Annotated in this window: 20 protein-coding genes; 11 read left to right on the forward strand and 9 right to left on the reverse strand. The window is 45.0% G+C overall.

The genetic code is table 11. The features are described 5' to 3' along the window. Positions 1-252 precede the first annotated feature (252 nt). Positions 253-744 carry a hypothetical protein gene (locus B7991_RS08365; RefSeq protein ID WP_141099855.1) on the forward strand — a complete coding sequence of 164 codons (492 nt, stop codon included), beginning with the start codon at positions 253-255 and terminating at the stop codon, positions 742-744. Positions 745-813: 69 nt separating this feature from the next. Here B7991_RS08365 and B7991_RS08370 read toward each other — a convergent pair whose 3' ends face one another. Beyond that, positions 814-2,004, reverse strand: coding sequence for an FKBP-type peptidyl-prolyl cis-trans isomerase (locus tag B7991_RS08370; protein WP_088630416.1), 1,191 nt, complete (start codon positions 2,002-2,004; stop codon positions 814-816). A gap of 72 nt (positions 2,005-2,076) precedes the next feature. Between B7991_RS08370 and B7991_RS08375 the strand changes: the two genes are divergently transcribed. Together B7991_RS08375 and B7991_RS08380 are read left to right on the forward strand one after the other, a co-directional pair. Beyond that, positions 2,077-2,640 carry a hypothetical protein gene (locus B7991_RS08375; RefSeq protein WP_088630417.1) on the forward strand — a complete coding sequence of 188 codons (564 nt, stop codon included), beginning with the start codon at positions 2,077-2,079 and terminating at the stop codon, positions 2,638-2,640. Further along, on the forward strand, positions 2,633-4,801 hold the full coding sequence (locus B7991_RS08380) for a PorV/PorQ family protein (RefSeq protein WP_088630418.1): 2,169 nt from the start codon (positions 2,633-2,635) through the stop codon (positions 4,799-4,801). The genes B7991_RS08375 and B7991_RS08380 overlap by 8 nt, the downstream gene beginning before the upstream one ends. A gap of 156 nt (positions 4,802-4,957) precedes the next feature. Here B7991_RS08380 and rsmG read toward each other — a convergent pair whose 3' ends face one another. Then, positions 4,958-5,725 (reverse strand): 16S rRNA (guanine(527)-N(7))-methyltransferase RsmG, encoded by a 768-nt coding sequence (gene rsmG / locus B7991_RS08385; protein ID WP_235003007.1) that lies wholly within the window; start codon positions 5,723-5,725, stop codon positions 4,958-4,960. Between the two features lie 82 nt (positions 5,726-5,807). Between rsmG and B7991_RS08390 the strand changes: the two genes are divergently transcribed. The 5 genes from B7991_RS08390 to B7991_RS08410 all read left to right on the forward strand — a co-directional run bounded on the left by B7991_RS08390 (position 5,808) and on the right by B7991_RS08410 (position 11,846). Continuing rightward, positions 5,808-7,145 carry a hypothetical protein gene (locus tag B7991_RS08390; RefSeq protein WP_088630419.1) on the forward strand — a complete coding sequence of 446 codons (1,338 nt, stop codon included), beginning with the start codon at positions 5,808-5,810 and terminating at the stop codon, positions 7,143-7,145. 180 nt (positions 7,146-7,325) lie between these two features. Continuing rightward, on the forward strand, positions 7,326-7,715 hold the full coding sequence (locus B7991_RS08395; RefSeq protein ID WP_088630420.1) for a hypothetical protein: 390 nt from the start codon (positions 7,326-7,328) through the stop codon (positions 7,713-7,715). Between the two features lie 54 nt (positions 7,716-7,769). Then, a complete protein-coding gene (locus B7991_RS08400; RefSeq protein WP_088630499.1) occupies positions 7,770-8,447 on the forward strand; it encodes an epoxyqueuosine reductase QueH in 678 nt (225 codons plus the stop codon). A gap of 50 nt (positions 8,448-8,497) precedes the next feature. Then, the gene (locus B7991_RS08405; RefSeq protein ID WP_254917898.1) at positions 8,498-9,472 is read left to right on the forward strand and encodes an FISUMP domain-containing protein; all 975 of its coding nucleotides are present in this window, start codon (positions 8,498-8,500) and stop codon (positions 9,470-9,472) included. Between the two features lie 76 nt (positions 9,473-9,548). Beyond that, a complete protein-coding gene (locus B7991_RS08410; protein ID WP_088630422.1) occupies positions 9,549-11,846 on the forward strand; it encodes a YgiQ family radical SAM protein in 2,298 nt (765 codons plus the stop codon). Between the two features lie 180 nt (positions 11,847-12,026). On the opposite strand, the gene B7991_RS08415 is transcribed toward B7991_RS08410, so the two are convergent. Next, a complete protein-coding gene (locus tag B7991_RS08415; protein ID WP_088630423.1) occupies positions 12,027-12,869 on the reverse strand; it encodes a 50S ribosomal protein L11 methyltransferase in 843 nt (280 codons plus the stop codon). 84 nt (positions 12,870-12,953) lie between these two features. On the opposite strand from B7991_RS08415, the gene B7991_RS08420 reads away from it, so the two are divergent. After that, positions 12,954-14,012 (forward strand): Fic family protein, encoded by a 1,059-nt coding sequence (locus B7991_RS08420; RefSeq protein ID WP_088630424.1) that lies wholly within the window; start codon positions 12,954-12,956, stop codon positions 14,010-14,012. A 96-nt stretch (positions 14,013-14,108) separates the two neighbouring features. Here B7991_RS08420 and B7991_RS08425 read toward each other — a convergent pair whose 3' ends face one another. The 6 genes from B7991_RS08425 to B7991_RS08450 form a co-directional block, all read right to left on the reverse strand. After that, positions 14,109-15,266 (reverse strand): hypothetical protein, encoded by a 1,158-nt coding sequence (locus B7991_RS08425; protein ID WP_088630425.1) that lies wholly within the window; start codon positions 15,264-15,266, stop codon positions 14,109-14,111. Positions 15,267-15,579: 313 nt separating this feature from the next. Then, a complete protein-coding gene (locus B7991_RS08430) occupies positions 15,580-17,049 on the reverse strand; it encodes an McrC family protein (RefSeq protein ID WP_088630426.1) in 1,470 nt (489 codons plus the stop codon). Beyond that, complete coding sequence (locus B7991_RS08435; protein ID WP_088630427.1) at positions 17,046-18,947, reverse strand: McrB family protein; 1,902 nt, start codon at positions 18,945-18,947, stop codon at positions 17,046-17,048. The genes B7991_RS08430 and B7991_RS08435 overlap by 4 nt, the downstream gene beginning before the upstream one ends. 184 nt (positions 18,948-19,131) lie before the next feature. Then, a complete protein-coding gene (locus B7991_RS08440; protein ID WP_088630428.1) occupies positions 19,132-19,815 on the reverse strand; it encodes a hypothetical protein in 684 nt (227 codons plus the stop codon). Between the two features lie 22 nt (positions 19,816-19,837). Beyond that, entirely contained in the window at positions 19,838-21,715 is a 1,878-nt protein-coding gene (locus B7991_RS08445) for an NACHT domain-containing NTPase (RefSeq protein WP_141099856.1), read from the reverse strand. Positions 21,716-21,746: 31 nt separating this feature from the next. Next, entirely contained in the window at positions 21,747-22,151 is a 405-nt protein-coding gene (locus B7991_RS08450; RefSeq protein ID WP_088630430.1) for a hypothetical protein, read from the reverse strand. A 155-nt stretch (positions 22,152-22,306) separates the two neighbouring features. On the opposite strand from B7991_RS08450, the gene B7991_RS08455 reads away from it, so the two are divergent. Together B7991_RS08455 and B7991_RS08460 are read left to right on the forward strand one after the other, a co-directional pair. After that, complete coding sequence (locus B7991_RS08455) at positions 22,307-24,043, forward strand: class I SAM-dependent DNA methyltransferase (protein ID WP_088630431.1); 1,737 nt, start codon at positions 22,307-22,309, stop codon at positions 24,041-24,043. Between the two features lie 135 nt (positions 24,044-24,178). After that, complete coding sequence (locus tag B7991_RS08460) at positions 24,179-25,318, forward strand: restriction endonuclease subunit S (protein ID WP_088630432.1); 1,140 nt, start codon at positions 24,179-24,181, stop codon at positions 25,316-25,318. Positions 25,319-25,344: the final 26 nt, after the last annotated feature.

The raw sequence follows: 25,344 nt of genomic DNA on the forward strand, positions 1-25,344 counted from the left end.
GAATATAGTAATTAGACGAAAGAACGGGCTCCGCCCTATAGACGACAAATGCGTAAGGCGAGCGAAGCGGGACCACTTGTGAGACCATTTTCGAGCCTAGCATTGGGGATTAGAGCGTAGCGATAATCCAAAGACGAGAGAGAGAAGTAGACAGTAGACAGTAGGAAGTAGGAAGTGGTTAGTGGTTGGTGGTTAGGAATGCGTCATCCTGAACGAATGTGAAGGATCTAGTCAATTTATTACATTATGGGCATGAAATGCCCTCATTGCCATAAATCTATAGAAAACGAATCTCAGAGCACAAAAGACTGGAACTCGTTCGGTTACCAGTCCCCGTTAATAACTTGCCCAAAATGCAGCAAGGATTTTCTTTGCAAAGCCTTCCACGAACCCGCAGCGGAAGGCATCGACAAGAAATGGCTCAATGTCGGCATTCCTCTAAAACGCGCACTCATTTACACAGCAATTTGGGCCGTTTGCTGGGGTGCCATTTATTTTATTCCAAATTTAACAATTCCGGAAAAATTCAAAGTATTCCTATTAGGATTAAGCGGTCTTTTCATGCTGTATGGATTGCTCGATTGGTGGACTGTAATCCGCATCAAGTCAGGGAAAGAAGCCAAACTTCTGCTAAAACTCGTTCAAGAATCCGAAAAGCGCTTGCAAGACGAGAGCTATGCACGAAGGCTCCACAACTTAGGCTACAAAGTGCCGGAAAAATATTTGCCCAAGGATTTACAATAAAACGAAAAAAGCCCGACATTACGCCGGGCAAATAACACTTGTTTTTTATGGATTCTATCGGCTCAGCCGCTAGTCTTCCCCGAGGTATTCCACAGCGAAGATGAGCGTTGCGCCACCCGGAATCGGACCTGCGCCGCGGCTGCCGTAGCCAAGGCCAGGCGGCACCACGAGGATTCTCTTTTCGCCCGGGAGCATGCCCTGCACGCCGAGTTCCCAGCCGCGGATCACGTTCCCTGCGCCAAGTTCAAATGCAAACGGCTGTCCGCGGTCGCGGGAGCTGTCGAACTTGTAGCCGTTCACCATCCAGCCCGTGTAATGCACAATCGCGCGGTGGCCAGAACGGGCCGGTTCACCTTCGCCCTGTTTCACGACCGCATAGCGGAGTCCTTCGGGACCGTTTTCATACTTGAGGAGAGTCGTATCCGGGAAGAAGTCCATGTGCTTTGCCAGTTCCGGATCCACATCGCTAGAGACCATCTCGACACGGAACACGAGCGTGGAGTTCGGCGGAATCATCGAGAATGCCGTAGCCCCATAGCCCATTGCCGGCGACACGCGCAACCAGCGGACACCGCCTTCGCGCATACCTTCAAGACCCGTTTCCCAGCCCTTGATCATCTTGCCGGCGCCCATTACCGCTTCGAGCGGCTTGCCCAGATCCTTGGAGCTACCAAACTTGCGGCCAGAAAGGAGCCAACCCGTGTAATGAACCTTTATTACGTTACCTGCAACATTCTGTTTGCCATTGCCAGCCTTTTCGTCGTAAACCTTGAGCCCGCGGCCCATATCACGCCACTTGAGCTTTTCGATATCGGCAGGGAATTTGTCTGCTTCGAGCGGCTTTTCAGCATGAACAAGTTCAACAACGAACATCAAGTCGCTATTAGGCGGGATGCCTTCAAGAGAATTGTCGCCATAAGCCATCACGGACGGCACCGAGAGCTTGCGGACTTCGCCAACTTTCATGCCGACAAGTCCCTTGTCCCAGCCTTCAATCACTTGGCCCACGCCAACGGTGAATTCCAACGGCTGTTCGCTATAGTAGGAATTTGCAAAATAAGGAGCTTCGACCGTAGAATCGGTAGCGGCCTTGTTCACTGTAGCGCTATCGACAGCCAAGTAACCTTTATAATGGACCTTAATCAACTGACCTGCACGAATGGGCTCTCCACTGCCATCTTTGACCGTTTCTACCTTGAACGGAACAGCAAACGCGACACTACAAGCAAGCAACACTATAAAAAACTTTAATTTTGACATAATATCTCCTGTCTTATAAAATAGAAAATGCTAGTTTTTGAGAGTAAGGATTTATCGTAAACGGATTTAAATATGCTATCAATCATCATCGTCATTGCGATTGTGCTATTGTCCATCGTCCTCGCCGGTATCGGAATTTACGTGGGCATGCACAATTCCGATGAAAAAGAAGTCTCAAAACCGATTATCGACGTATCGGGACAATATGCCGCCATCGGACGCCCCGCCCGCGAGACGCTCACCGCCGTGAAGCCCTCCGAAGCATCGATCAGGGCTTGGCTTGAGACCCAGAACTTGACGCCAGAACAAAGGCTAGCATACATCGAGCAGTGGAATAGGACTCTCGAAGAAACAATCAAGACTATTGACGAAGGGGACAAGCAAGGTGTCGCGACTTACAGAATCGTGATTGGTCCCAAAGGCAAGAATTATTGTAAATTCGTCAGCGAGGAAAATTTCATCACCCGCGAACAGATTCGCAATCACGCGGAAATTTTACCACCCTACGTATTGGGCTGCGACTGTAAGCTTTTACCGAAACAGCCCTGGGAAAACCCGAGCAAGTCCGGATGGAAGGCTGTGATCCCGACACACGGAAACACATACAACGTCCCGGATTGGAGGCAACTTGCGTAAGTCACTATTATCTGCTATTCTTTTGGCACCGGCCATGGCGCTCGCCGCCGGTTCGGCCATTATCACCCTCCAGATGCCTGTTGGCGCACGCCAGCTAGGTATGGGCGAAGTCGGAGCAGCACTCGCCGATGATGCAACCGCCATGTACTACAACCCGGCAGGTCTTGCATTCGGACCTCTAGCCGACGAATGGCGCAGCTCCTACAGCGCAGATGCGAAAAAGACGCCGTTCTTTACGCACATGGCATCCCGCTCCAAGAACGGATTCTTCGACAAAAGCGAACTTTGGGCTGGTACAACCCAGGGCATTCTCAAGTTCGACGGAGAACAGTGGGTCGACTACTACTCTGTCACGTTGCAGGGCAACGCCAAGATCAAGGACGCCGTCCGCACCTACATCGGAACCGAACGCGGCCTCGATGAATACACCCGAGTTGTGAAGGCTTTCAACGACGTGAAGAACGCCGATGACGAATCCCACGTAGTCGAAGTCAAGATGCCTTGGAACCTGGTCGTCAAGGACACCATTACAGCAGTCCTCTACGAGAGCCTGACCGAAAAGCTCTGGGTCGGAACTCCGAAGGGTCTCTTCCGTTTTGACGGCAAGGGCTGGAAAACATTCGACAAGGAACTCGGCGAACATCGTGTGACCGCACTCGCCAAGCAGGGCGCCTCGCTTTGGATCGGTACGGACAACGGCCTTTTCGTCTACCGCAATGGTGCCTTCGAACAGAAGGGCAAGGTTCTCCCGAGCCAAAAGATTAACGCACTCGTCTGGTCCGAAAACCGCAAAGAACTTTACGTGGCAGTCGATGGTGCTGGAGTCGCCCGCCTCACCCCCAAAAAGAGCGCCAACGACAAGGACCGCTGGAGCCTGTTCAACCAGGAAGACGGCATCATGGACTTGAATCCGACTGCTCTCGCCGTCGATAGCTCGGGCCACGTCTGGGCAACCCACAAGGGCGGTCTCTCCCACTTCACGCTCCGCAAGTGGGAACAGGTGCAGTTTGCCAACAACACTGTAAACGATGTTTCCGTGGACCGCAAGGGCGCCATCTGGATTGCAACCGATCTCGGTGTCTGGCGTCACCTGCCGGACTACGCCACCGCTAGTGGCCGTAAGGCAGAACTCGAACGCAGCTCCAAGGAAGATCCAGAAGCCACCAAGCGCGATGACGAATGGACGCACTACCACCAGGGCAACGGCCTTTCGACCAACAAGGTCTGGGCAGTGCTCCCCGAAGGAAACGACGTGTGGTTCAGCACCGCAAACGGCATGGAACAGTACAAGGACGCTGACTACCAGCTCACTGCCTTCTACGAAAAGCTTTTGCCTGTTTTGAACATTCCGGACCTTTACCACCTCTACGGCGGTATGACCATTCCGCTGAACGACTGGGGAACGCTCGGTGTTCATGTGAACTTCGTCTCGTTCGGTTCGACAGTCGTTTCTGGCGACCTCGACGCCGATGACCTCGTGGCCTACAACAGTTCCGAAATCGTCGGTGGCGTGAGCTACGGTACCCGCTTCCCGAACGACTGGGGCCTCGGCCTCTCCATCAAGTTCTTCTATTCTGACCTGAGTTCTGGCGCATCCGCCGGCGAAGAAGAAGCTACCACGTTTGGTTACGCATTCGACATCGGCGTTTTGAAAAAGAACTTCATCGTGCCGAAGCTCAACATCGCACTCGTTCTTGCAAACATCGGTCCGAGCGTTTACTACGTGGACAAGACGATTGAAGACCCGATTCCGCTCACTTGGCGCTTTGGACTTTCTTACGAAATTCTCAGCATGGCCGATTACAAGTGGACCGTCGCATTCGACTACAACCGCGAAGTCGTGATTGACGATGACAAGGGCGATCCGGAACCGTTCTACATCGCCTGCTGGAAGTCGATTGTCGATCCTGAAGACCAGACCGTTAATTCGTTCCTTCAGGGCGTATTCAACTTCGGTACGGAATTCATTTATTCTAACACGATTGCGCTCCGTCTGGGTTACCTCTATGACCGCATGGGCAAGCGCAACGAAGTAGACTTCGGCGTGGGCGTGATGCTCTCCGACGTTCTCCAGTTCGACTGGGCAACAATCAAGAACGTGGGCAAATCGGACGGCGTACGCGACGGCCAGATGAGATTCGGTTTGCTGTTTAAGTTCTAGGCTGCTAGTTATCAGTCTTTAGTCACTGGTCATTAGTTAAAACTTGGCGGCTTCGCCGCATTACAACGAACGAAAAAAGTCAGGTGATGAGCCTGACTTTTTTTCATTTAGAAGTCATGCCGAAACAGAGTCCGGCATCGCCATTTTAAAACCGCCCTATTCCACGCGTTCGAGGATAATCAGCGCACGGTCCTGAGTGCTGTTCGGGATGGTATAGAAATGCTTCCCGACAAACTTGTAGCCGAAATCTTCTGGATAGAACGTCTTGAGTTCGTCCGCTACGGCAGGGCCCTTCATGAAGAACACGCGACCACCAACCTTGAGGGAATTTGCGATACGCGGGAGCGTCTTTTCCATGAGTTCGAACGCGCGGCTAATCACGCCATCGACAGGGATCGTCATGCTGCGGCTCGTGACCTTATGACCGAACACGTCAATTCCCTTGAGGCCCATCTTTTCGATGACCATGTTGAGGAAGTTGATGCGGTTCGGGCGCGGTTCACACAACGTAAGGCGAATGGACGGATTTACAATCTTGAGCGGGATTCCCGGGAAACCGGCACCGCTACCGACGTCAATCATGCGGGCAGGCCACTTTGGCACGTAAGCATTGATGAGCGTGCAGTCGGCATAATGGCGTTCCACCATCGTTTCAAAAGCATTGAGGCGAGTCAAATCCTGGTCATCGTTGTTTGCACGGAGCAACTGATGGAATTCCCAAATCTGCTTGAGCGTCGGTTCCTGGAGTTCCACACCGTAGTAATGCAACAGCTTGTCGAGCCCAGCAAGCGAGGGCGTCACGCGCTTTCCGTTAAACAGCGGGAACTCGGTGCGAGGAGCCTTCATGTGAGGAATAAAGTCCTTGCCAAGCGCACTGGCGCCACCACGGGGTTTAGAATTTTTTGACCAAGATGAATTTGCCATATCTCAAAAGTTAGAAAAGTTTTGCAATAAAAATAGGGTATAAAACCTCCGCTCGTGCGTGTATATATAGTGGAGGTATCGCTTGAAAAAAATACTTTTAATATTTGCGTTCATAGTTTTCACGACAAGCACAGCAGCAGAAGATCCCGCCCACGCCCCATTTGATGCCGCACAAGTCTTTGAATGGTGGGACGACGGCATCATCACCGCCGAAGAAGCCGACGAAATCTTTTCTAGACTCGAAGAAGAGAACTACGACGAAGCGTGCCTGCTTGCCGAAGTCTACGCGCAAGAGCCATGTTCAAAGCCCGCGCCATCCAAATCAAAGCAACCGCAAAGCGCGCAAAAAACGCCAACCAAAATTCCGCATGGCCACGCATCATGGAAAGGCAGGTACGATTCCGACGGGCACCTGAAAAAACGCCACGAAGAATTGCAAATCCAATTCTACTACTTCAAATTACGTCTCGGTTCGCAAGAACTCCTGTCTTACCATCGCGACAAGTCCGAAGCTCATTTCGGACAAATTTCTACAATCGAATTACACAGCCATATACCCCTTGATACTTTATGGGGTGCTGCCCTTTTCTACCCCATTGGCAAACTAAGATTCGGAGCATTCATCGACTCCAGCAAAACGATCAATGCGCATATCGGTTTCAAGCCGAATCGCGAAAACGAACTTGATGCCACATTCTGGAAGTTTACTGATGCAGGCGCCATCGCCTTGCAAGCCCGCACAACGCTCGGGCAAATTTCCACATGGTACCAGTTCGGGCAAGACCACCCCCTCATCAAGATCCAACTGCAAAGCGTCAAGAAACATCTTTCATGGAAGACCACCGCCTACCTCCACGGAGACAGCATTCCACAAGGTCTGAACTTGAGCAAGGGCATCACCGAAAACTGGCTCTGGGCATCTCAAACCATCACTGCCAGGTGGCCCGAGACATTGAACTCAGAGTTTTCCTTCAAGGCCCGCCTCCTAAGCCCTACTGCAACAGATTCCGTGAGCGCCCGATTCAAGGCAACCCTCACCTCAGGTCCAGAACAATTCCGTCCAAGCTTAAGCGTGACCTGCCTCGAAGCAAGCGACAATTGCAATACAACCGAATGGAAAGGAGCCGTAGAATCCACCTGGGAACCATTTTCGTTCAAGGCGGGCACGAAATTTCGCTACGACCGCAACCCCAAGCCTCCACGAATCGAACTCGGCGCCACCTACCGTTCAAGCACAGCCTTAGCCAAATTGACCATCGCATTCCCCGAAACCACCCCCGCCAAAGGCTTTTCTGTCCAAAACGAAATCAAAGTCGATGCAGAACCGCTCGGCTGTGACTTCGCATTCGCGTTCAAAAAGACCAAAACCAAACCATTCAAGCCAAATTTCGCCCACATCCAGGCAAACCTCAAATTTTGAGACATTTTGTCCCAACGCCCCCCTTTTACATAGGGGTGGACACAATTGTAACCACAAATTTTTGGAATATTCTAATCTATTCCCTTTAAGAAATCTATTATTAATAATACCCAAACACTCTCAGACTCCTTTAGGTTACCTCCTTTGCCTGAAGGAGTCCTTTTTTTTATCTTAAGAGATATGTTTTACATAGCTGCAATTATCGGATCCATTGTCTTTTTGCCCTCCATCGCACTGAACATCGCCCTTGCACTCGGGGCGCCGCTTGGAATGTACGCCATGAACGGCCGCCACAAGGTCGTGCCGCAGGAGGTCCGCAAGGCATTCATTTTGCCGATTATCATGCAATTTGTGGCCCTTTTTACGATTCTGAGTGCCGGGCATGTGCTCCCGGAAACGATTCCGTTCGGGATTGTGCGCATTCTCGCCTTTTTCTATTCCGTTTACCTGACATTCTACACGGCAACGGTATTCTTTAGCCTGAGCGCCAAGGAGCGCCATGTAATGGGACCGCTCGCTGTAGCCTCGGCCATCTGCTTCTGGATTACTGCTTTTGGCACTTTAAGCTAGGAGTAATATATGGCCGAAAAGGATCAAACGCACATTGTTCAGCGCGAAAAGGAGATGCCCAATCAAGTCGGGCATGACAAAGGCCATCCCAAGCATAATTACCAGCGCGACCTGGATTTCATCATTCGCAGGCTTGAGCGCACGGGTGAAGTGCCGACGCTTTTGCTGCACGCTTGTTGCGCGCCATGTAGCAGCTACACAATTGAATACCTTTCGCAGTATTTCAAAATCACACTTTTCTATTACAATCCAAACATCGCCCCCGCCGAAGAATACCAGCACCGCGTGAACGAAATCAAGCGATTCGTTGCGGAGTTCAAGACAAAGTACCCAGTTACGCTCGTCGAAGGCGAGTACGACCCGAAAAAATTTTACGATGTCGCCCGCGGACTCGAAAAAGAACCCGAAGGGGGCAAGCGCTGCCGCAAATGCTTTGAGCTCCGCCTTGCCGAATCAGCGAAACTTGCCAAGGAACTGAACTGCGACTACTTCACGACGACGCTCACCATCAGCCCGATGAAGGACGCCCAGGTCCTCAACGAGGTCGTGCAGGAACAGTGCGATATTTACGGCATCAAGCGGCTTCCGAGCGACTTCAAGAAGAAGGGCGGCTACAAGCGCTCCATCCAATTGTCTCACGAATACAACCTTTACCGCCAGAATTTCTGCGGGTGCGTCTACTCTATGCGAGAAGCGGAGGAACGCGAATTGAAGAAAGAGCGTGACATTTAGAGCTTTATTATATATAATTCTATAGGATGCATAGAATTTGGATTTACGTCATGGCATTTATCGGGGGGATCGTCGCTGCATGCAGTAACGACGTCACCGGAGCACATGACGAAAACAATTCTTCAAGCGATACCGACATCGTTATCATAGAACTGTCATCCTCTAGCAAAAGCTCTTCGAGTACTTTTTTCCATTCGAACAAGACCGACATTTTCTTTTTCATCAAAAGTTCATCATCGACAGAGCCATCGTCTTCAAGCAAAGAAAAAAGTCCGTCAAGCAGTTCCAAGACGGCCAAGTCCTCATCCAGTTCCAAGGAATTTTCCTCTAGCTCAGAACCGCCCGAATCTAGTTCGAGCGCAAACAAGCCCAAATCGAGCGCATCACTCCGTTTTTACGACTGCGGCAAATACGACTGCGTCACGTTGGACTATCTAAATCCAGAAATCTCTTACGGCGAACTTTTGGATAAACGAGACAACAAAGTCTACCGCACTCTCTTTATCAGCAATCACATCTGGACGGCGCAGAACATGAACTACGCCGTAGAAACAGACCCGTCAACAAGCTGGTGCTACAACAAGAAATCTGAAAACTGTAAAAAATACGGAAGGCTCTACACTTGGGAAGCCGCACAGAAAGCTTGTCCGGAAGGCTGGCACTTGCCCACAGTCGATGATTGGAAAGAACTCCTTGAAGAGCAATCCTGCCACACAGAACGTTTAGATGATGGCACCTGGGCTTACGATTGCGCAGGCACAAAATTAAAAGCGACGGATTCCTGGGATAGCAAAGAAGAGGAGAGAGAAAACGCCCTTGGTTTTTCTGTCACTGGTGCAGGCATACTCTTCGACGAGACCGATGTCGGCCTCAATGAAGCTACATTTTTCTGGTCTGCAACGGACACGCTCTCGTTATACGCCTTTGCTGCCTTATTCCAAGACAACGAAAATACAACACTCCTTGGTGCAACCGAAAAAGAGAACGGGTATTCCGTCCGTTGCGTCAAAGGGAAAGCGGAATAAGACGAAAATAAATTTCACAAGTGCGCGCGTTTTCTATCTTTAGGCTTATAAACTTTTTAACCCCATAAGTTCCATTATGTACGATCCTCGATTTTTACCCATTTGCAAAGAAGACCTGGATGAACTCGGTTGGGATTACGTTGACGTGATTATCATCAGCGCCGACGCTTACGTGGACCACCCCTGCTTTGGGCATGCGGTTGTCGGGCGACTTTTGGAACATGAGGGTTTGCGCGTTGCGATTTTGCCACAGCCGAACTGGCGCGACGACTTGCGCGATTTCAAGAAGCTCGGGAAGCCGAGACTTTTCTTTGCGATTTCGAGCGGCATGGATTCCATGGTGAACCACTACACCGCCGCAAAGCGCCTCCGCAGTGACGACGCCTTTACGCCGGGGAACAAGGCGGGATTCCGCCCCGATTACGCGACATACACGTACGCCAAGATTTTAAAGAAACTCTACCCCGATGTGCCGCTGCTCATTGGCGGTCTCGAATCGAGCCTTCGCCGCGTGACACATTACGACTACTGGAGCAACAGACTCAAGCCGAGCATTCTGTTCGATACACAAGCCGATATTCTCGTTTACGGCATGGGCGAAAAACCGCTCAAGGAAATCGTTCGCTTGCTCAAAAAAGGCGTTCCGTTCTCGAGCCTGAATTCCGTTCCGCAAACTGCCTACTTGGCGCCCAAGGGGAATGTTCCGAAGAACAGCAAGTGGGAAGACTTACGACTGTACAGCTACGAAGAATGTCTGGAAAGCAAGAGGAACCAAATTGAGAACTGCCGCAGGGTGGACATCGAATGTAACAAGTGGTTCCAGCACCGCATTCTGCAAGATGTCGCCGAACAGACCGTGGTGATTAATCCCGCATACCCGCCGATGGAATACGGCGAGCTCGACGAAAGTTTTGAATACCCCTACGCCCGCGAACCGCACCCGCGTTACAAGAAGCGCGGCAACATTCCGGCGTTCGACATGATCAAGTTCAGCATCAACACGCACCGTGGCTGTTTTGGCGGTTGCAGTTTTTGCGCCATCAATGCGCACCAGGGCAAGTTCATCGCAAGCCGTAGCCGCGAAAGCATCCTGCGCGAAGTCGAAATCGTGACGAATATGGAAGGCTTTGCCGGAACGATTACAGACCTTGGCGGCCCGAGCGCAAACATGTACAACATGCGTGGCCGCGATCCGAGCCGTTGCCAAAAGTGCGCCCGTGCAAGTTGCCTCACGCCCAAGATTTGCGACAACATGGACACGCACCACGCTGAAATCTTGAGCCTTTATCGCGAAGTGCGCAACCATCCGAAAGTGAAGCATCTGTTCATCGGAAGTGGTGTGCGTTACGACATGCTCTTGCAGGAGACGGATGACGAAGAACTCCGCAAGGACCACGAAGAATACGCCCGCGAGCTCATCGACTACCATGTGAGCGGTCGATTGAAAGTCGCGCCGGAACACACGAGCGACGCTGTTTTGAAACTGATGCGCAAGCCGAGCTTTACGCTGTTCCACAAGTTCAAGGAATTCTTTGACGACGAATGCAAGCGCATCGGCAAAAAACAGCAGTTGATTCCGTACTTTATCAGTAGCCATCCGGGATGCACCGAAGCCGACATGGCTGAACTTGCACTCGAAACAAAGCAATTGGGTTTCCAATTGGAACAAGTGCAAGACTTTACGCCAACGCCGATGACCATCGCGACCGAGATGTTCTACGCCGAAATGACACCGGACGGAAAGCCGCTCTTTGTCGCGAAAACGCCCGAAGAAAAAGCAAACCAGAAGCAGTTCTTCTTCTGGTACATTCCGGCAAACCGCCCGCACTTGCGAGAAGTTTTGGAACGCCTCAAGATGGGTAAGGTCAGCCGTTTGTTGCTAAGCCGTACTGCAATGGCGGAGGGCAAGGAATACTTCCCGAGCAAGGAACGCGAAGAAAACGAAGACTTCCGCAACCGCGAAATGCAAAAGCGCGATGAACGCACGAATGCGTTGCGCCCCAAAAAAGAGAAAGTCAAGAACCGCTGGCGAGATGATGGGTACGGCGAAGAAGGTCGCGGGTTCCGAGATAATCGCGACCGCTTTGGCGAAAATCGCGGAGACCATTTTGAACGTAATGGAGAAGGTCGCGAGAATTGGCGAAACGAGAATCGCGACCGCTTTGACCGCGAAGGAGAACGCCGTGGATTCCATAGTGAGCGAGACCGCCGCGATTTCGATCGCAATGGGGATCGCCGCGGGAATCAGCAAAATGCGCCGTTCCGTGAACACCGCAATATCGAAGACAAGAACCGCTTCAACAGCGGCGAGATAAACCTCGCCAGCCGCCGCACCCATGGCAAGGGATTTAAGAAGCCGACGTTTAAGAAATAGCAGCGGGACCGCCGCAGTAGGCACAACGCGTCATTCTGAGCGAAGCGCCAGCGAAGTCGAAGGATCCAGTGACAGTTCTACTAAAAACGGCGATGCCGGCACAAAGGCCGGCATGACATATTAATTAAGCGAGCTTGGCTGCAACACTCGCCTTATGCGTTTGTCTCCTTTCCGGCTCATTTAGGAGCGTGCAAGCACGCTCCACCATTCGCCTTTGGTGCGTTCGACGGAAACTTTGAAGCCGGTTTCTTCGAACCATTTGAGGATGTAATCCTTTTCCGTGACAAGCTGACCGCTGATAATCAGTTCGCCACCTTCGGCGAGCAAATCTTCGATGTCGTCGCGGAGCGGCCAAAGCTCGCTGCGGATCATGTTGCAGAGAATCACGTCGAACTTCGTTCCGTCCTTGAACGCGTCCAAGAATCCGAGCACGCAGTCGCTTTCACCAAAACCATTGCGTTCAAAGTTTTCCGCAATGCAGGGAATCGTGAGCGGGTCGATTTCCGTACCCACCGCGAGGCTTGCGCCCTTGCGACGAGCAAACATCGCGAGAATGCCCGTTCCCGTTCCAATGTCGAGAACAGTCTTGCCCTTAAAATCGATATTTTCCATGAGCGCAGCACAGCTACTCGTAGTCTCGTGCTCGCCCGTTCCAAATGCAGTCTTTGCCTCAAGTTCCAAGACAACTGCTTCAGGATCTTCCGGCGTGAACTCCACCCAAGGTGGACGCACCCAGAGGTGTTCGCTCACAGCCACCGGCTGCGCACGGTCACGCCACCACTTGTCCCAATCCTTTGCAGGCTCTTCGGTGACCTTGAAATTGTACTGCGGAAATTCCGCCACGATGCGGTCGCGTTCCGCCTTGTCGCCCGTGTAAAAACAGAACTCCGTGCGGCCAGCGGTCACCGGGTCGAGTTCTTCGAGCGTCGCAACACCCGCCTCGAAAAGCAGGTAGCTTGCAATTTCATATTCTTCATCGGGGCAATTGCCCTGAGCCTTGTACCAAGTATCAATTTTCTGCATAGCTTAAATTTATGAAATTCAACGGAGCAATGAAACGCGCGCGCCAAATAACGCTGGAAAAAGAAATATATTTGAGAAAAGACAATGCTTTACATCCACCAATTCCCAGACTGGACGCGATTCCGCTTCGATTCTCCCAAGGTGCTCCAAGCGCTTGGGCAGACACGCCTTGAAGAAGGCAAGCTCATCGGAATCATGCAGATCTGCGGATTGAAGGACATTGAAGCCAAGCTCCTCGCCGAAGACATCGTCGCCAACTACGCCATTGACGGCTACACGCTGGACTCCGCGCACACACTTGCCGAAGTGGAACTAAAAAGCAAGGGCTCGCAAAACTACATCAAGAACTATCTAGGCGCCATCCAGAACGCCTCACAGCCCCTCACCGAAGAACGCCTTTTCAACTGGCATTCCGCGATGGGTCAGAACAAAGTCTTAAAGTTCCGCGAGTCACCCAGCGAAGTGCAAACGACCATCGACGCGACCGCCCCCGATTCCGCTCCCAAGACGCTCCATTTTGTAGGCCCGAATCCGGAACGCATCCAAAGCGAAATGGAAAACTTTTTAACGTGGTTCGAGAGCGCAAATATAGACGGGGTGATTAAAGCAGCAATTGCACATTTTTGGTTCATCACGATTCGCCCCTTCGCCGACGCAAACGGCAGACTCGCCCGCGCCATCACGGCCATGCAACTCGCCCGTGCCGAAAACACGACGCATTGTCAACACGCATTAAACAAACAAATTAACATTCACAAAAGCGAATACTTCAAGATTCTCGCACGCACGCAGGCCGCAAGCGGTGACCTCACCGAATGGATTTTATGGTTCCTGCAAATGATGCGAGACGCCATCAAGGATAGCGAACAACTTTTCGCCGCAGAAATCAGCCGCATCCAGTTCCGCAGCGCCCACGCAAACGACACATTCAGCGCCCGCGAACAACAGCTCATTGACGAAATCATGGCAGGCCGCCTCGCGCAACCCTTCACCGCCAAAGAAGCGGCCGCCCTTTTCAACGCCAGCCACGACACCGCCCTCCGCGAAATTCAGAGCCTTATGGACAAAGGGATTTTGCAAACAAACAACAAAGGCGGCCGCAGCATGCGGTACAGACTGAAGGATGAAAGGGAAGAAGGGTAAGGCGGGAAAAGTGCAACTATCAGTGTCTGTTTTGAACTTTTAAGTATTTCTTAATGGTTGCACGGCATTGGCAAAGGAAATACTTAGCTTTGTCAACTACCCGGAAATTCCCAACGCTTTCATCCCCTCTAAAATACGATCATATGTGTCTTCATTCAAAAGATAATCAATATAACGCATTCCCTCTTCACAATATTTTTCTGGTTTTTCAACAACATCATATAATGTTCCTGGATCAAATTCTGTTGCATGAACACCTAAATAAGCCAAAGCATATGCAAACGCAACATCATCAGAATCCTCACTATTTATTAATTCACTATATTTTTTATTTAAACCATTTAACGCTGCGATTCGTTTAGTGCTTTTAGAATCAAAACCTAACCCAAGCCCTCCATCAGGAATTAACGCTCGTTCTTTTCTATAACCATCCATTAGATCTAGAAATTTTTTTATAAAGCATTGGCGTTGTAACATTTTAGTGCTATCATCTAATGGAGCAGACAAATCTTTTGAATTCTTTATTTCATCTAGCACAGCTTGCAACTGAGAATTACTTAAACAAAACTTTTTTTTCAAGGCATCTTTTTTTCCTTTCAGCACAGCATTTGTCCATTTACTCAATGGAGGGAGATCCTCAACAACTTTCTTCAAAAAAGAATTAGAAAGAAAATACATATAAGATTGGTGACCTTTTTCCTTTTGTCTATTAAAATCAGAAACTACTTCATTCGATAAATCTATCGCATTATCAATTTGACGAAAAACTTCACGTGCTTTTTCGCAAGCCAAACCAACATCCAATCTAGATTGTCCCTGAAAATGAGGCACCCCATCAACATCACTTCTGTAGCGAAAAACCTGAGCGGTCGGATCAACAGCATCAAATTCTAAAATTGATGTTCTCATACCGTCAAACAAAGCCCTATATCTCGGTTCTACAGAAACAAGATGATTTTCACACTCTTCAAATAATTCACGCAATGAGTGGCCTTTAGAATCAAGATTCGCTGTAACAACCTTTTGTATTTGAGACAAACATATTTTCAAACCCAATTCAATTGAATGGCGAATGCTATACAGAACAGAATATACTAAAGTATCTGGATTGTATACAAAATTTTTTTCAACGAGTTCTACAGTTTTTTTATACCCTTCATAGTAATGTCTTTGCGTAGCATAACCATTTTCTCCAATACAAGCAACCATCATAACATCTTTAGGATTGCTGTTATCAACAAAAGAAACAGACATATATTTTTCCCTAAAAAAATTATAGGAGGGGATTTTCTCTTATAATCGACATTACAAATTTATACAAATTCATCAACTAAAGGATTACTTCTAAAACTTTTTTATTTATTACGCTTAAATTTGTTCAATCCGAGAATATAAAACTCAAGCAACCGTAGAGAATACAGAAACGTCGTCCGCGAAGCATTTGAACAGCTCAAGTACAACAGTGGCCTGCCGAAAGTCAACTAGTTAAAAAAATGGTTGAACCGGTTCAAAAATCACTCGGCAATGAATGACGAACCGGATAGGATTTAGCATACCCCTGCCGTGTTCAAGACGGCATCACGTTTTGAAGTAGTTTCAACGTTTCATTTATCAGACCAGCGAAAGACGCTTCTAACTGTTCCAATTGAGCTTGATCACTAGCTCTTTCTATTTCCACATTGACAAGACCGATTTTATGTAAAGGGTTGTGCTCTAATTTCTTAATTTCCATATTGACAAAGCTGTTTTCTTGTCTCATATTTTGAATATTTTCGCCTTTATCGCAATTCGCTGGAGAAACAAATAAACCATAAATAGGCTGATTATCCTTGCCGTAATGGTATAGATATGTTGTCATTTGGTATAAATCTTCACGGCTTACCGCATACGGATCTTTAGAGGTCTTACCTAACGTCTTGTACCGCTTATATTTTGCATCAATAATCATGACAGCGCGGTTGTCTTTTTCAATAATTATATCCGGGCGAATGGCTCGGTTTTCATCTTCCAACAAAAAAGCTCCTGCGGAAAGATTCGGCGAATATACATTGTAATCATCATCCAATTTTTTTTGTAAGACTCGCAAAAGAAACATTTCCCACAATTCGGCCATATCAACAAAGAATGCTGTTTCCGCCATTTTTTGACTATTCGTCAAAGATTCTGCTAAATGACGAGATATTATAGCCTTACTAAATTCCATTACAGGCTTATAAACAAAATTCATTTTTGTGTACTTAATTCTGTCTATATGGCGGGAATCTATTTCTGGACAAGTAACGCCAAAAGAAGCCAATTTATTATCATACGAAGCAAGATCGCTTAAAACAGAACCCAAGCCTTTCTCTTTTAAAATTGAAAAGGCATACCGAATGGTTTGATTGATAATGTTATCCATTGTCAACTTTCTGTAAGTACAGAAGAACCTACTCTGGTTAACAAGATTTGCCTTTATATGTTTTTGTATATGCAGGCGTCCCTTGAATGTTTTGATATTTTTGGTTTCTGTCTTGTATTCCTTTGGTATTTGGCCAGAAGTCAAAGCCCTTTCTAACATCGCTTTCCAAAGAAGTCCTATAAGCCAATATGCATTACCAACATTTCCTTCAGCATAGTTTGCATTTCCTTTGGGAAGATAGATATTACAAGCTTCTCCCAAAAAATAATTAAACAATCTATCACCAAAACGAGGCTGTATTGCAATTGAGACTTCATTAATTGTACAATTTCCAATGTAATGCGATGTATAAAACGTAATTTTTTCTTGACCCGAGCGAAGTTTTCTTTCAGCATCTTTAGTACGGCACCAAACAGGGCTTTCATTCAAATCATTTGCCGTAACAGAGTGCCGAAGAGGTAGTATTTTTATTTCACCCGTTTCAAATTGATTTTGAAGGGAGTCTATCGCAGAATGCACTAAGGAGGCAATCGTTGAATTATAGACCCATTCATGATTAACGCCCTTCTTTTTAGATTCTTCACTAACATAAAGCGGGTCCGAAAAATGACTATCTTCAAGATTTAATTTAAGAGTCATGCTTTAAGTTCTTCTGTAAAAGCCTTTCTAAGAGCTGCTAATTTTTTCCTTGTGTCTTCATCATCAATTTTATTACCAAGATACTCTTCTAGAAGAGGTTCTATATGGTATACCCATAATTTTTCCAATTCAAAAATAGTCAAATTAGGCAATACAAAGTCTTCTTCCCGCGTTTCAGATTGCTGTTCCTTCTTAGGCAAGAAATCTTTTATCTTTAGAAAATACGCTTGTCCAATTTGATAATCCTCTCCAAGTCCTAAACTATTTTTATCCGATATGCTCACATTAAGATTTTCGCATCTTTTAATATACACGGATAAAGATTCTTCATTTATATACTTTGACAGATTTTCCAAAACCTTCATGTTTGGCATCACTTTAAAGAAACCAAAACGTCGACGCAAGGCAAGATCAAAAGATACAAGACTTTTGTCTACATTATTCATCGTTCCTACTATATAGACATTGGAAGGTATTTTGAAAGAGGTTGAAAAATTAGGAATGGCAATGGGATTATCTCTATATTCCAACGCATATAGAAGCTCTCCAAAAACAGCCGACAAGTCCGCCCTATTAATTTCATCAATGATGAAAATGAATTTTTTCTTGCTGTTTTCGGAGCCGGCAGCTTTATCACAGAAATCCTTAAATCGTCCCGTCTTTAAAGTATAGCTTAAAGTGGTACCATCTAATTTTGGACTAATTCCGCCAACAAAATCTTCATATGTGTAGTTAGGATGAAACTGTACTATATCGTACGAACCCGAAGGCCCTTCTTTCGGAAATTGGTATTTTCTTAGTTCTTCTTCATTTTCCTCTTTCGTTTCTTTCTCAGGAATATCCAGCATTTCTCTAACAAGCGTCATTGCCTGATATGTTTTTCCCGTTCCTGGAGGTCCCCATAGAATGATTGCCTTATTTCCCGTTTCAACAAGGTCACGAATATTTCTGATATCCGATTCTTTCGCCATTATGATCGAAATGAGTTTTGAAAGGTCTGCGATAGTAGCAACGAGATTTGAAGATGCAGAAGGATCAATATCTGTAATTACTTTCACAATACCATCAGAATACTCTTTCCATTTTTCAGCAAAGTCACTGTATTTCTGATTCATCTCCTGGTCTGCATCATATCGTAAAGCAACATCTTTCTGAGTAATAAAGTTCTTGTAAGCCTTCAAGCTGAAAGGATGGATAACCTCATCCTTGTGAGTCCACATATAAAAGAACTTATAAGGAAATCTTCTTTCTAGTATTGCCCTCTGTTTTTCTTCATTATCCAAGGCCTTCGAATTTGGATATGACAGAACTAAATGCGAATCTTGCGGAGCAAAAGAACCAGTCCTAATTTCCGCAATTGTTTTCAAAACCCAAAAGAAATAATTATTTCCCGACAACTGTGAAGATGCAGCTTGATACTGACCTCCCGTTAGCAAAGATCCGTTATCATCATGAGCAACTTTATTATTTGATAACAAGCGATATTCTTCCATCATTTTATATCTATCAAGGAGCGTAGAAGAGAAGTCATAACCACTAAGTAAACAGCCAATATCCTGAATAAGATTTATCCAATAAATCTTATCGCTAGACAGCAATTTTGCCATAAGATTCACAGGTTCCTGCCCTTTTGTACGATCTAGGCAAAATTGCCGTTCATCTTTAGTTATACCAAAATAGGAGCAATCAATACCTTGTATTTCCAGATCATTTTCTTTCTCATTTGCTTTTTTGACTACAACTTTTTTCTGGGCTGCGTCGATTTCTACCCCTATAATCTGAAATTCATTAAATAATTCATCGACCTTATCAAATCTTTTTATAAGATTTTCATTTTCAGCAAATATCTCTTCTCGTTTATTCCATAAAGCAACAAGCTTTTCTTTAGTTAGATTCATAACACAACCTTTTTTATATGGTTTAGAAAACGTTTTTACTATAGTGTTTACTTTCGCCGTTTAACAGACAAAGTTACTTTACACAATCACCCTGTCTAATCGCCCGAACTGACATATTATATCTTCTCTTTTTAGTAGCGTATATACAAAAACATTTTTCTCCAATTGAGTATTAATAATTTCACTATGGCCAACAGTTTAAAGCATCTTTAACTTTTTTTCCATACCCTTCATCTGGAGAAAGCCACACAGATGGGTGCTTCGTATACATAACTTCGTATACTTTATCCCCAATTTCTTTTTGTTTAAATTTCAAATATTTAAATGATGGATTACCTTCTATTATTGATTCAAACATAGCTTGTGCAATCCTTCCACAAACAACTATTCTTCTAAGATTTGGACTTTTTTGCAAAAAAAACATTAATGAGTTTTTATATTCTAAATAGTAGCTCTTGCAGAACCTATTACTGTTTATGGTATTAATTTCTCTTTTCAGTGTTGCTATTTCTTTATCCTCATCATTTTTTAAACCACACCATGGCATTTTAGATTTAGACCATAAATCATATTTTTTGCCAGCTTTAATCATCCTTACTGCAACTGCAACGTCTAGTGGAAATTTAAATGTATTAAAAACGGCATATTCTTTAGCCATCTGATTTCTGTCATTCAGCATTTTCCCTAAAGCATCATCGGATTGTAGACCCAATATTTTGGTCATTTTTTTTCCCGTTTTTCCGACACATGCACAATCTTCCAAAAGTTCTGAATCAAAAGGGGATTCTAGAATAAACAAAGTTTTTGCAGAACTTTTTCCATTAGAACCTTTTATACATAATTCATGAAACCTTAATTCTTTTACCATAAAACAATCTCTAAAATTTAATTTACATTATTTTTTTCTTCAAGGGTTCTTCATATAATATTTTTAAATAATCTGCAGCTACATATTTTGTTTTTTTCACTAAAGACTTAGTCTTCAATTTATTTGATATTTTTCTCATAAAAATTAAAGCATTTTTTGACAATTCCGGTTCCGACATTTTTTTACTAGCTTTATCCTTTTCCGCAGATATTTCATGATATAAACCTAATTTGATTGGCGTTGGCAATTTATCCTGATTTTCAAAAATAAAATCCATTGGAGCATTTAATTTCAATGTTGTTCGAATCATTGAAATAAAGAATGCTGTATACGCATCTTTTTCATTTAAAGAATATCCCTCAAAATCTTTAATGCATTTTTCAAAATATTTTACAAAGAAATTGTATGAGTAGCAGTCCCTCATGATAATTTGGAAGAACCACAAAAAATTCATTTCAGACAAGTTTAATAATGGACATTCTGCATCATTTTTCATACTCAAATAAACGCTTCCCGCATCACCGATTGTTTTTTTTAATACGCTTTGAATATCATCATAAGGTGTATTGTATGCAGCCAACAAAAATGAAGGTGCACAACTCAACTTCATCATATTTTCCACATTATTTTCGCATTTCAAATCACCAAATTGCAAAATTTCAGTAGAGCAGTCTTTCAAGCAACCATAATAGAAATAATAGACTGTTTGCCATTTCAGAGTAAGCATTTTATTTTCTATCGGCAAACTTCTATTTTTTGACATTTTTTTTGCATAAAGAAATTCCATGATTGAACGATGCTTAAATGATAAACAGCCATCATACAACGCTACTAAACCGGTTTCATTGACAAAGCGAGAAAATATTTTTTCTACATCCAACCCAATATTACGTTTGTCAATATAATCCTTAAAAAACATTTTTATTTCGCTTTCACCGATTCTTGACAAACCATTGATAAACATGAACTCGGCTATTTCAGAAGCTACCGTATCCATTGTTTCATATTCTTTTTGACCCAAAAAACCTTTATCGACATCCCACTTACCCAATGACAATTCTGTAAACTTTGAGAACAATTCAGGGAGTGTTGACGGTAAATCCTGTACATTTTCTTTTAGAATTCTTGCAAGCAAGATGGCTGTTATTGGAATTTTTGCTAAATCTTTAAAAAGATCATTGTCGTTAATATCAGAATAAATTCTATTTGATAATTTTTCTTTTTTACACACCTGCATTATATATTTTATGATTTCAGTCGTTGACAACGGTTGAATTTCAAGCATTTTACAATCAAATTTTAATCGTTCGTCTTTTCTAAATAAAGGAGCAATATTTCTAGTAGTCAATAATGCATGAATATTTTTCGCTTCAATTTGTTTAGAAAATTCAAATATTTTCGCAGATTTATCATAATCGTTAATATTAGCCTCATCAACACCATCTACCAAAAAAACATATTGTATATTATTTTGATTTTCCTTTTGAACATCTTCATTAACAACGTCTTCTATGATACATTCAACATTTAAACCATATTTAGTACATAAATCCTCAAAAGTGACATAGACTGGAATAAAAGTTTCCCCAACACCATCATCTACGCACAAATCTATACCAAGCTGATTTAAAATTCTAGTTTTCCCAGAACCAAAGCCACCTTCAAGAAGCATTATCTTCTTTGTTTTTACATATTCGAGAATATTGATTTTTTGAGTAGGTTTATTCTTTGATTTATTTTGATTATAAGATGCATGTCTTTCCAAAATTGTTTGACGTAAAGGAAAATCTTCCATAGCAGGACAAAATGAATACTTTTTTATAGCTTCAACAAAAAATTTTCTTCTTTCTGTTAAGAAATTTTTTGTTGAATGATGAGGCGATAACCAATCATTACCCAAAAACTTATTACATGTAGCTTCAATCTTTGAATCATCCCAAAAAAACAATATTCTGATTCTTAAACTTATCTTGAATCAAAGTCCTCGCATTGTTAGAAATCGTTGAATTCGTGACGACCCAAAATTCTCGAACAAAAATATTATTTCCATTAATATCTTTTCTAGGGGCCTTTGATTCGTCAATTTGCCGTTCAACATCACCCAATGCATTTCTTAATGAACCTGTTTTCACAATTACCGATATGGCAGTATTTTCATCAAGAATTGGGTCCCTCTTGATCAATATAAAATCAGCACCGACTTCATTTGGGCCATGCGTATAATCAACATTAACTAACACATCTTTATTCACCATAGCCATAAATAACCTTTTAAGAAAAGGATGAAATTGCTTTACCTCATCTTTCAAAGATTGGATATATTCCTGCTTATTCATATGATACCATTTTGTTTAATATTTTCCCGCCACTTTTCAGCACGCACAAACTTAATATAGCCTTTTCACCCCTAAACGAGCACGGAATCCCGCAAAAACAACCTTATTTCGCCCTCAAATAATCTATATTCCCCTAGAGATCCCCAAGGACCCCTATGACCGACATTGAACTCAAGAATTTGAAAGATCGCCTTTGGCATTCCGCAGACATTCTCCGCGCTGGAGCACACCTCGCCGCTAACAAATACGGCCAGCCCATTCTGGGCCTAATCTTCCTACGCTATGCGGACATTCTTTACAAACAGCATAAAGACGAAATCAACGCTGAGTTCGAAAAGCTCAAGGGCACCCGTCGTGCACGCACGCTCAAAGAAATCTCCATCGAAAAGTGCGGTTTCTACTTGCCGGAATGCGCCTACTTCGACTTTATCAACGATGCCCCGGATGACGCCAAGAAAGCGACTCTCGTCAAGCGCGCGATGAAGGCCATCGAAGACGAAAACGAAAAGATGGAAGGGGTCCTCCCCAAGGATGTTTACGCGCAGCTCGTTCCCGAAGAAGAGCCCGATTTGCTTTCGAAGATTGTCCGCATTTTCAAGGACATCCCCGAAGATATCGGCATCGACCTGTTCGGCGAAATCTACGAATACTTCCTGGGTAATTTCGCTTTGTCCGAAGGCAAGGACGGCGGAACATTCTATACGCCCGCGACAGTCGTGCGTTACATGGTCGAAGTCTTGCAACCGAGCGGCCACGACAAGAAATTCCTTGATCCGGCTTGCGGTTCGGGCGGCATGTTCGTGCAGGCGGCACGCTACATGCACAAGCACAACAAAAGCGAAGACGACACGATGTCTTTCCGTTGCTACGGCGTGGAAAAGGAACCCGATACGGTCAAACTCGCCAAGATGAATTTGCTCCTGAACAATGTCCGCGGAGACATCACCGAAGCAAACTCCTTCTACAGCGACCCATACAACGCATTCGGCGCATTCGATTATGTGATGGCAAATCCCCCGTTCAACGTAGACGAAGTTGTTGTCGATAAAGTCAAGGAAGACGAACGTTTCAGCACATATGGTGTTCCCAGAAACAAATCCAAGGCAGGCAGCAAAAAAGCATCGGACAAGAAAGAAACCGTCCCCAACGCAAACTACCTATGGATAGGCTACTTCGCGACAGCACTGAACGAAAACGGCAAGGCGGCACTCGTCATGGCAAATTCCGCAAGCGATGCCGGTGGTAGCGAACTCGAAATCCGTAAGAAGATGATTGAAGAAGGCGTCATCAGCCAAATGGTCACTCTGCCCTCGAACATGTTCAACTCGGTCACGCTCCCCGCAACGCTCTGGTTCTTCGACAAGCAAAAAGCGGGCGGCAAGAAAAAAGACGAAATCCTTTTCATCGACGCACGAAACGTGTTCACCCAAGTTGACAGGGCTCACCGCAAGTTCAGCGACGAACAAATCAAGAACCTCGCCATCATCAGCCGCCTATACGAAGGCGACACGCAAGCGTTCAAGGACTTGGTCAAAGAATACAAGGAAAACCACAAGAACGCTCCCGTAAACAGCAACGACAAAGAAGTCAAAATCAAGGATTATTGGCAGGCTCAAATCAACTGGCTCACCGAACGGTTCCCTGACGGAAAATACCAAGACGTGATCGGCCTTTGCAAGGTCGCAAAAATCGAGGGCGAAGACGGGATCAAAGACCAGGATTATTCGCTCAACGCGGGCCGATATGTGGGCGTTGTCATTAAAGACGACGGCATGACCGCCGAAGAATTCAAGGAAACGATGCTCGGGCTGAACGACGATTTCGCCAAGCTGAGCGCCGAAGCGAAGAAACTGGAAAAACAGATTGCTGAAAATATGAATGCATTATTTTAGGGAAAAAGGGGAAAGCCTTCCCCTCGCTACAGCCACTTGTCATTCCCGCGAAGGCGGGAATCTCCAGGTATCTTACGCTACCCCTTCTGCGGGGACACCCCGCAACGCCCCAAAACTCTCAAAGGATATTTGTTCATGACATTAGAAAAAAAACGATTTGATGATTTTGTTAAACTAAATCGTGGTTTTGATTTGCCAGACTCACAAATTGTTGAAGGCGAATATCCTGTTGTTGCATCAACAAATATAAAAGCGTATCACAACTCTTACAAGATTAATGGTCCTGCCGTCGTAACAGGACGCTCTGGAAGTTTGGGCTCTGTTCAGTTTATTGAAGGAAAATGCTGGCCTCTTAATACATCGTTATATGTTAAAGATTTTAAAGGCAACAATCCAAGATATGTTTATTATTTCTTGAAAACAATGCATTTGGAACAATACAACGCAGGTGCTGGAGTTCCTACGCTCAACCAAAATCATCTTCATTCTTTGAAAATAAATGTTCATGATTCCAAAGACCAAAAAGAAATCTCATCTATCCTTTCCGCATACGACAACCTGATAGAAAACAACAATAAACGCATCAAAATCTTGGAACAAATGGCGGAGAACCTATACAAAGAATGGTTCGTCCGCTTCCGATTCCCCGGCCACGAAACAATCCCAATCGAAAACGGAATTCCCAAAGGCTGGCGAATTGATAAAATAGAGAATATAAGCAATGTGACAGATGGCGTTCATAACACCATACAAGATACGCCAAATTCACCATACTTACTACTTAGCTGTAAGAATATTAAAGATGGGAAAATACAAATAGGAGAAAACGAGCGAACTATTGATGAAAAAACTTTTTTTACGCTTCGAAAAAGAACCCAATTGTCAAAAGGAGATATTCTTATAACCTCTGTTGGAACAATTGGGGATGTCCACCTCCTAAATCAAGAACCTTCCTATATAGAATTTCAGAGAAGCGTTGCAATTATCAAACCAAACAAAGAGCTAGTCAATTCCTGCTATTTATATGAAACGTTCAAATCAATGCGGAAAGAATTTGAGAACGCAGCCCATGGTGCAGCACAGCAATGCCTTTTTATTGGCGATATTAATAGAGTGAAAGTCTGTCTTCCGCCTTTTAAAATCTGCCAACTCTTTGAAAAAAAGGTTCAACAAATATACGATTTGATTCTTACTTTATCAAATCAGTGTAACAATCTCATCAAACAACGCGACCTGCTCTTGCCCCGCCTAATGAGCGGAAAACTCGCTATATAAAAAGAAGGGAACATGAAAGCTTTACT

This window comes from Fibrobacter sp. UWB3 (genome assembly GCF_002210405.1).
Lineage (GTDB): Bacteria > Fibrobacterota > Fibrobacteria > Fibrobacterales > Fibrobacteraceae > Fibrobacter.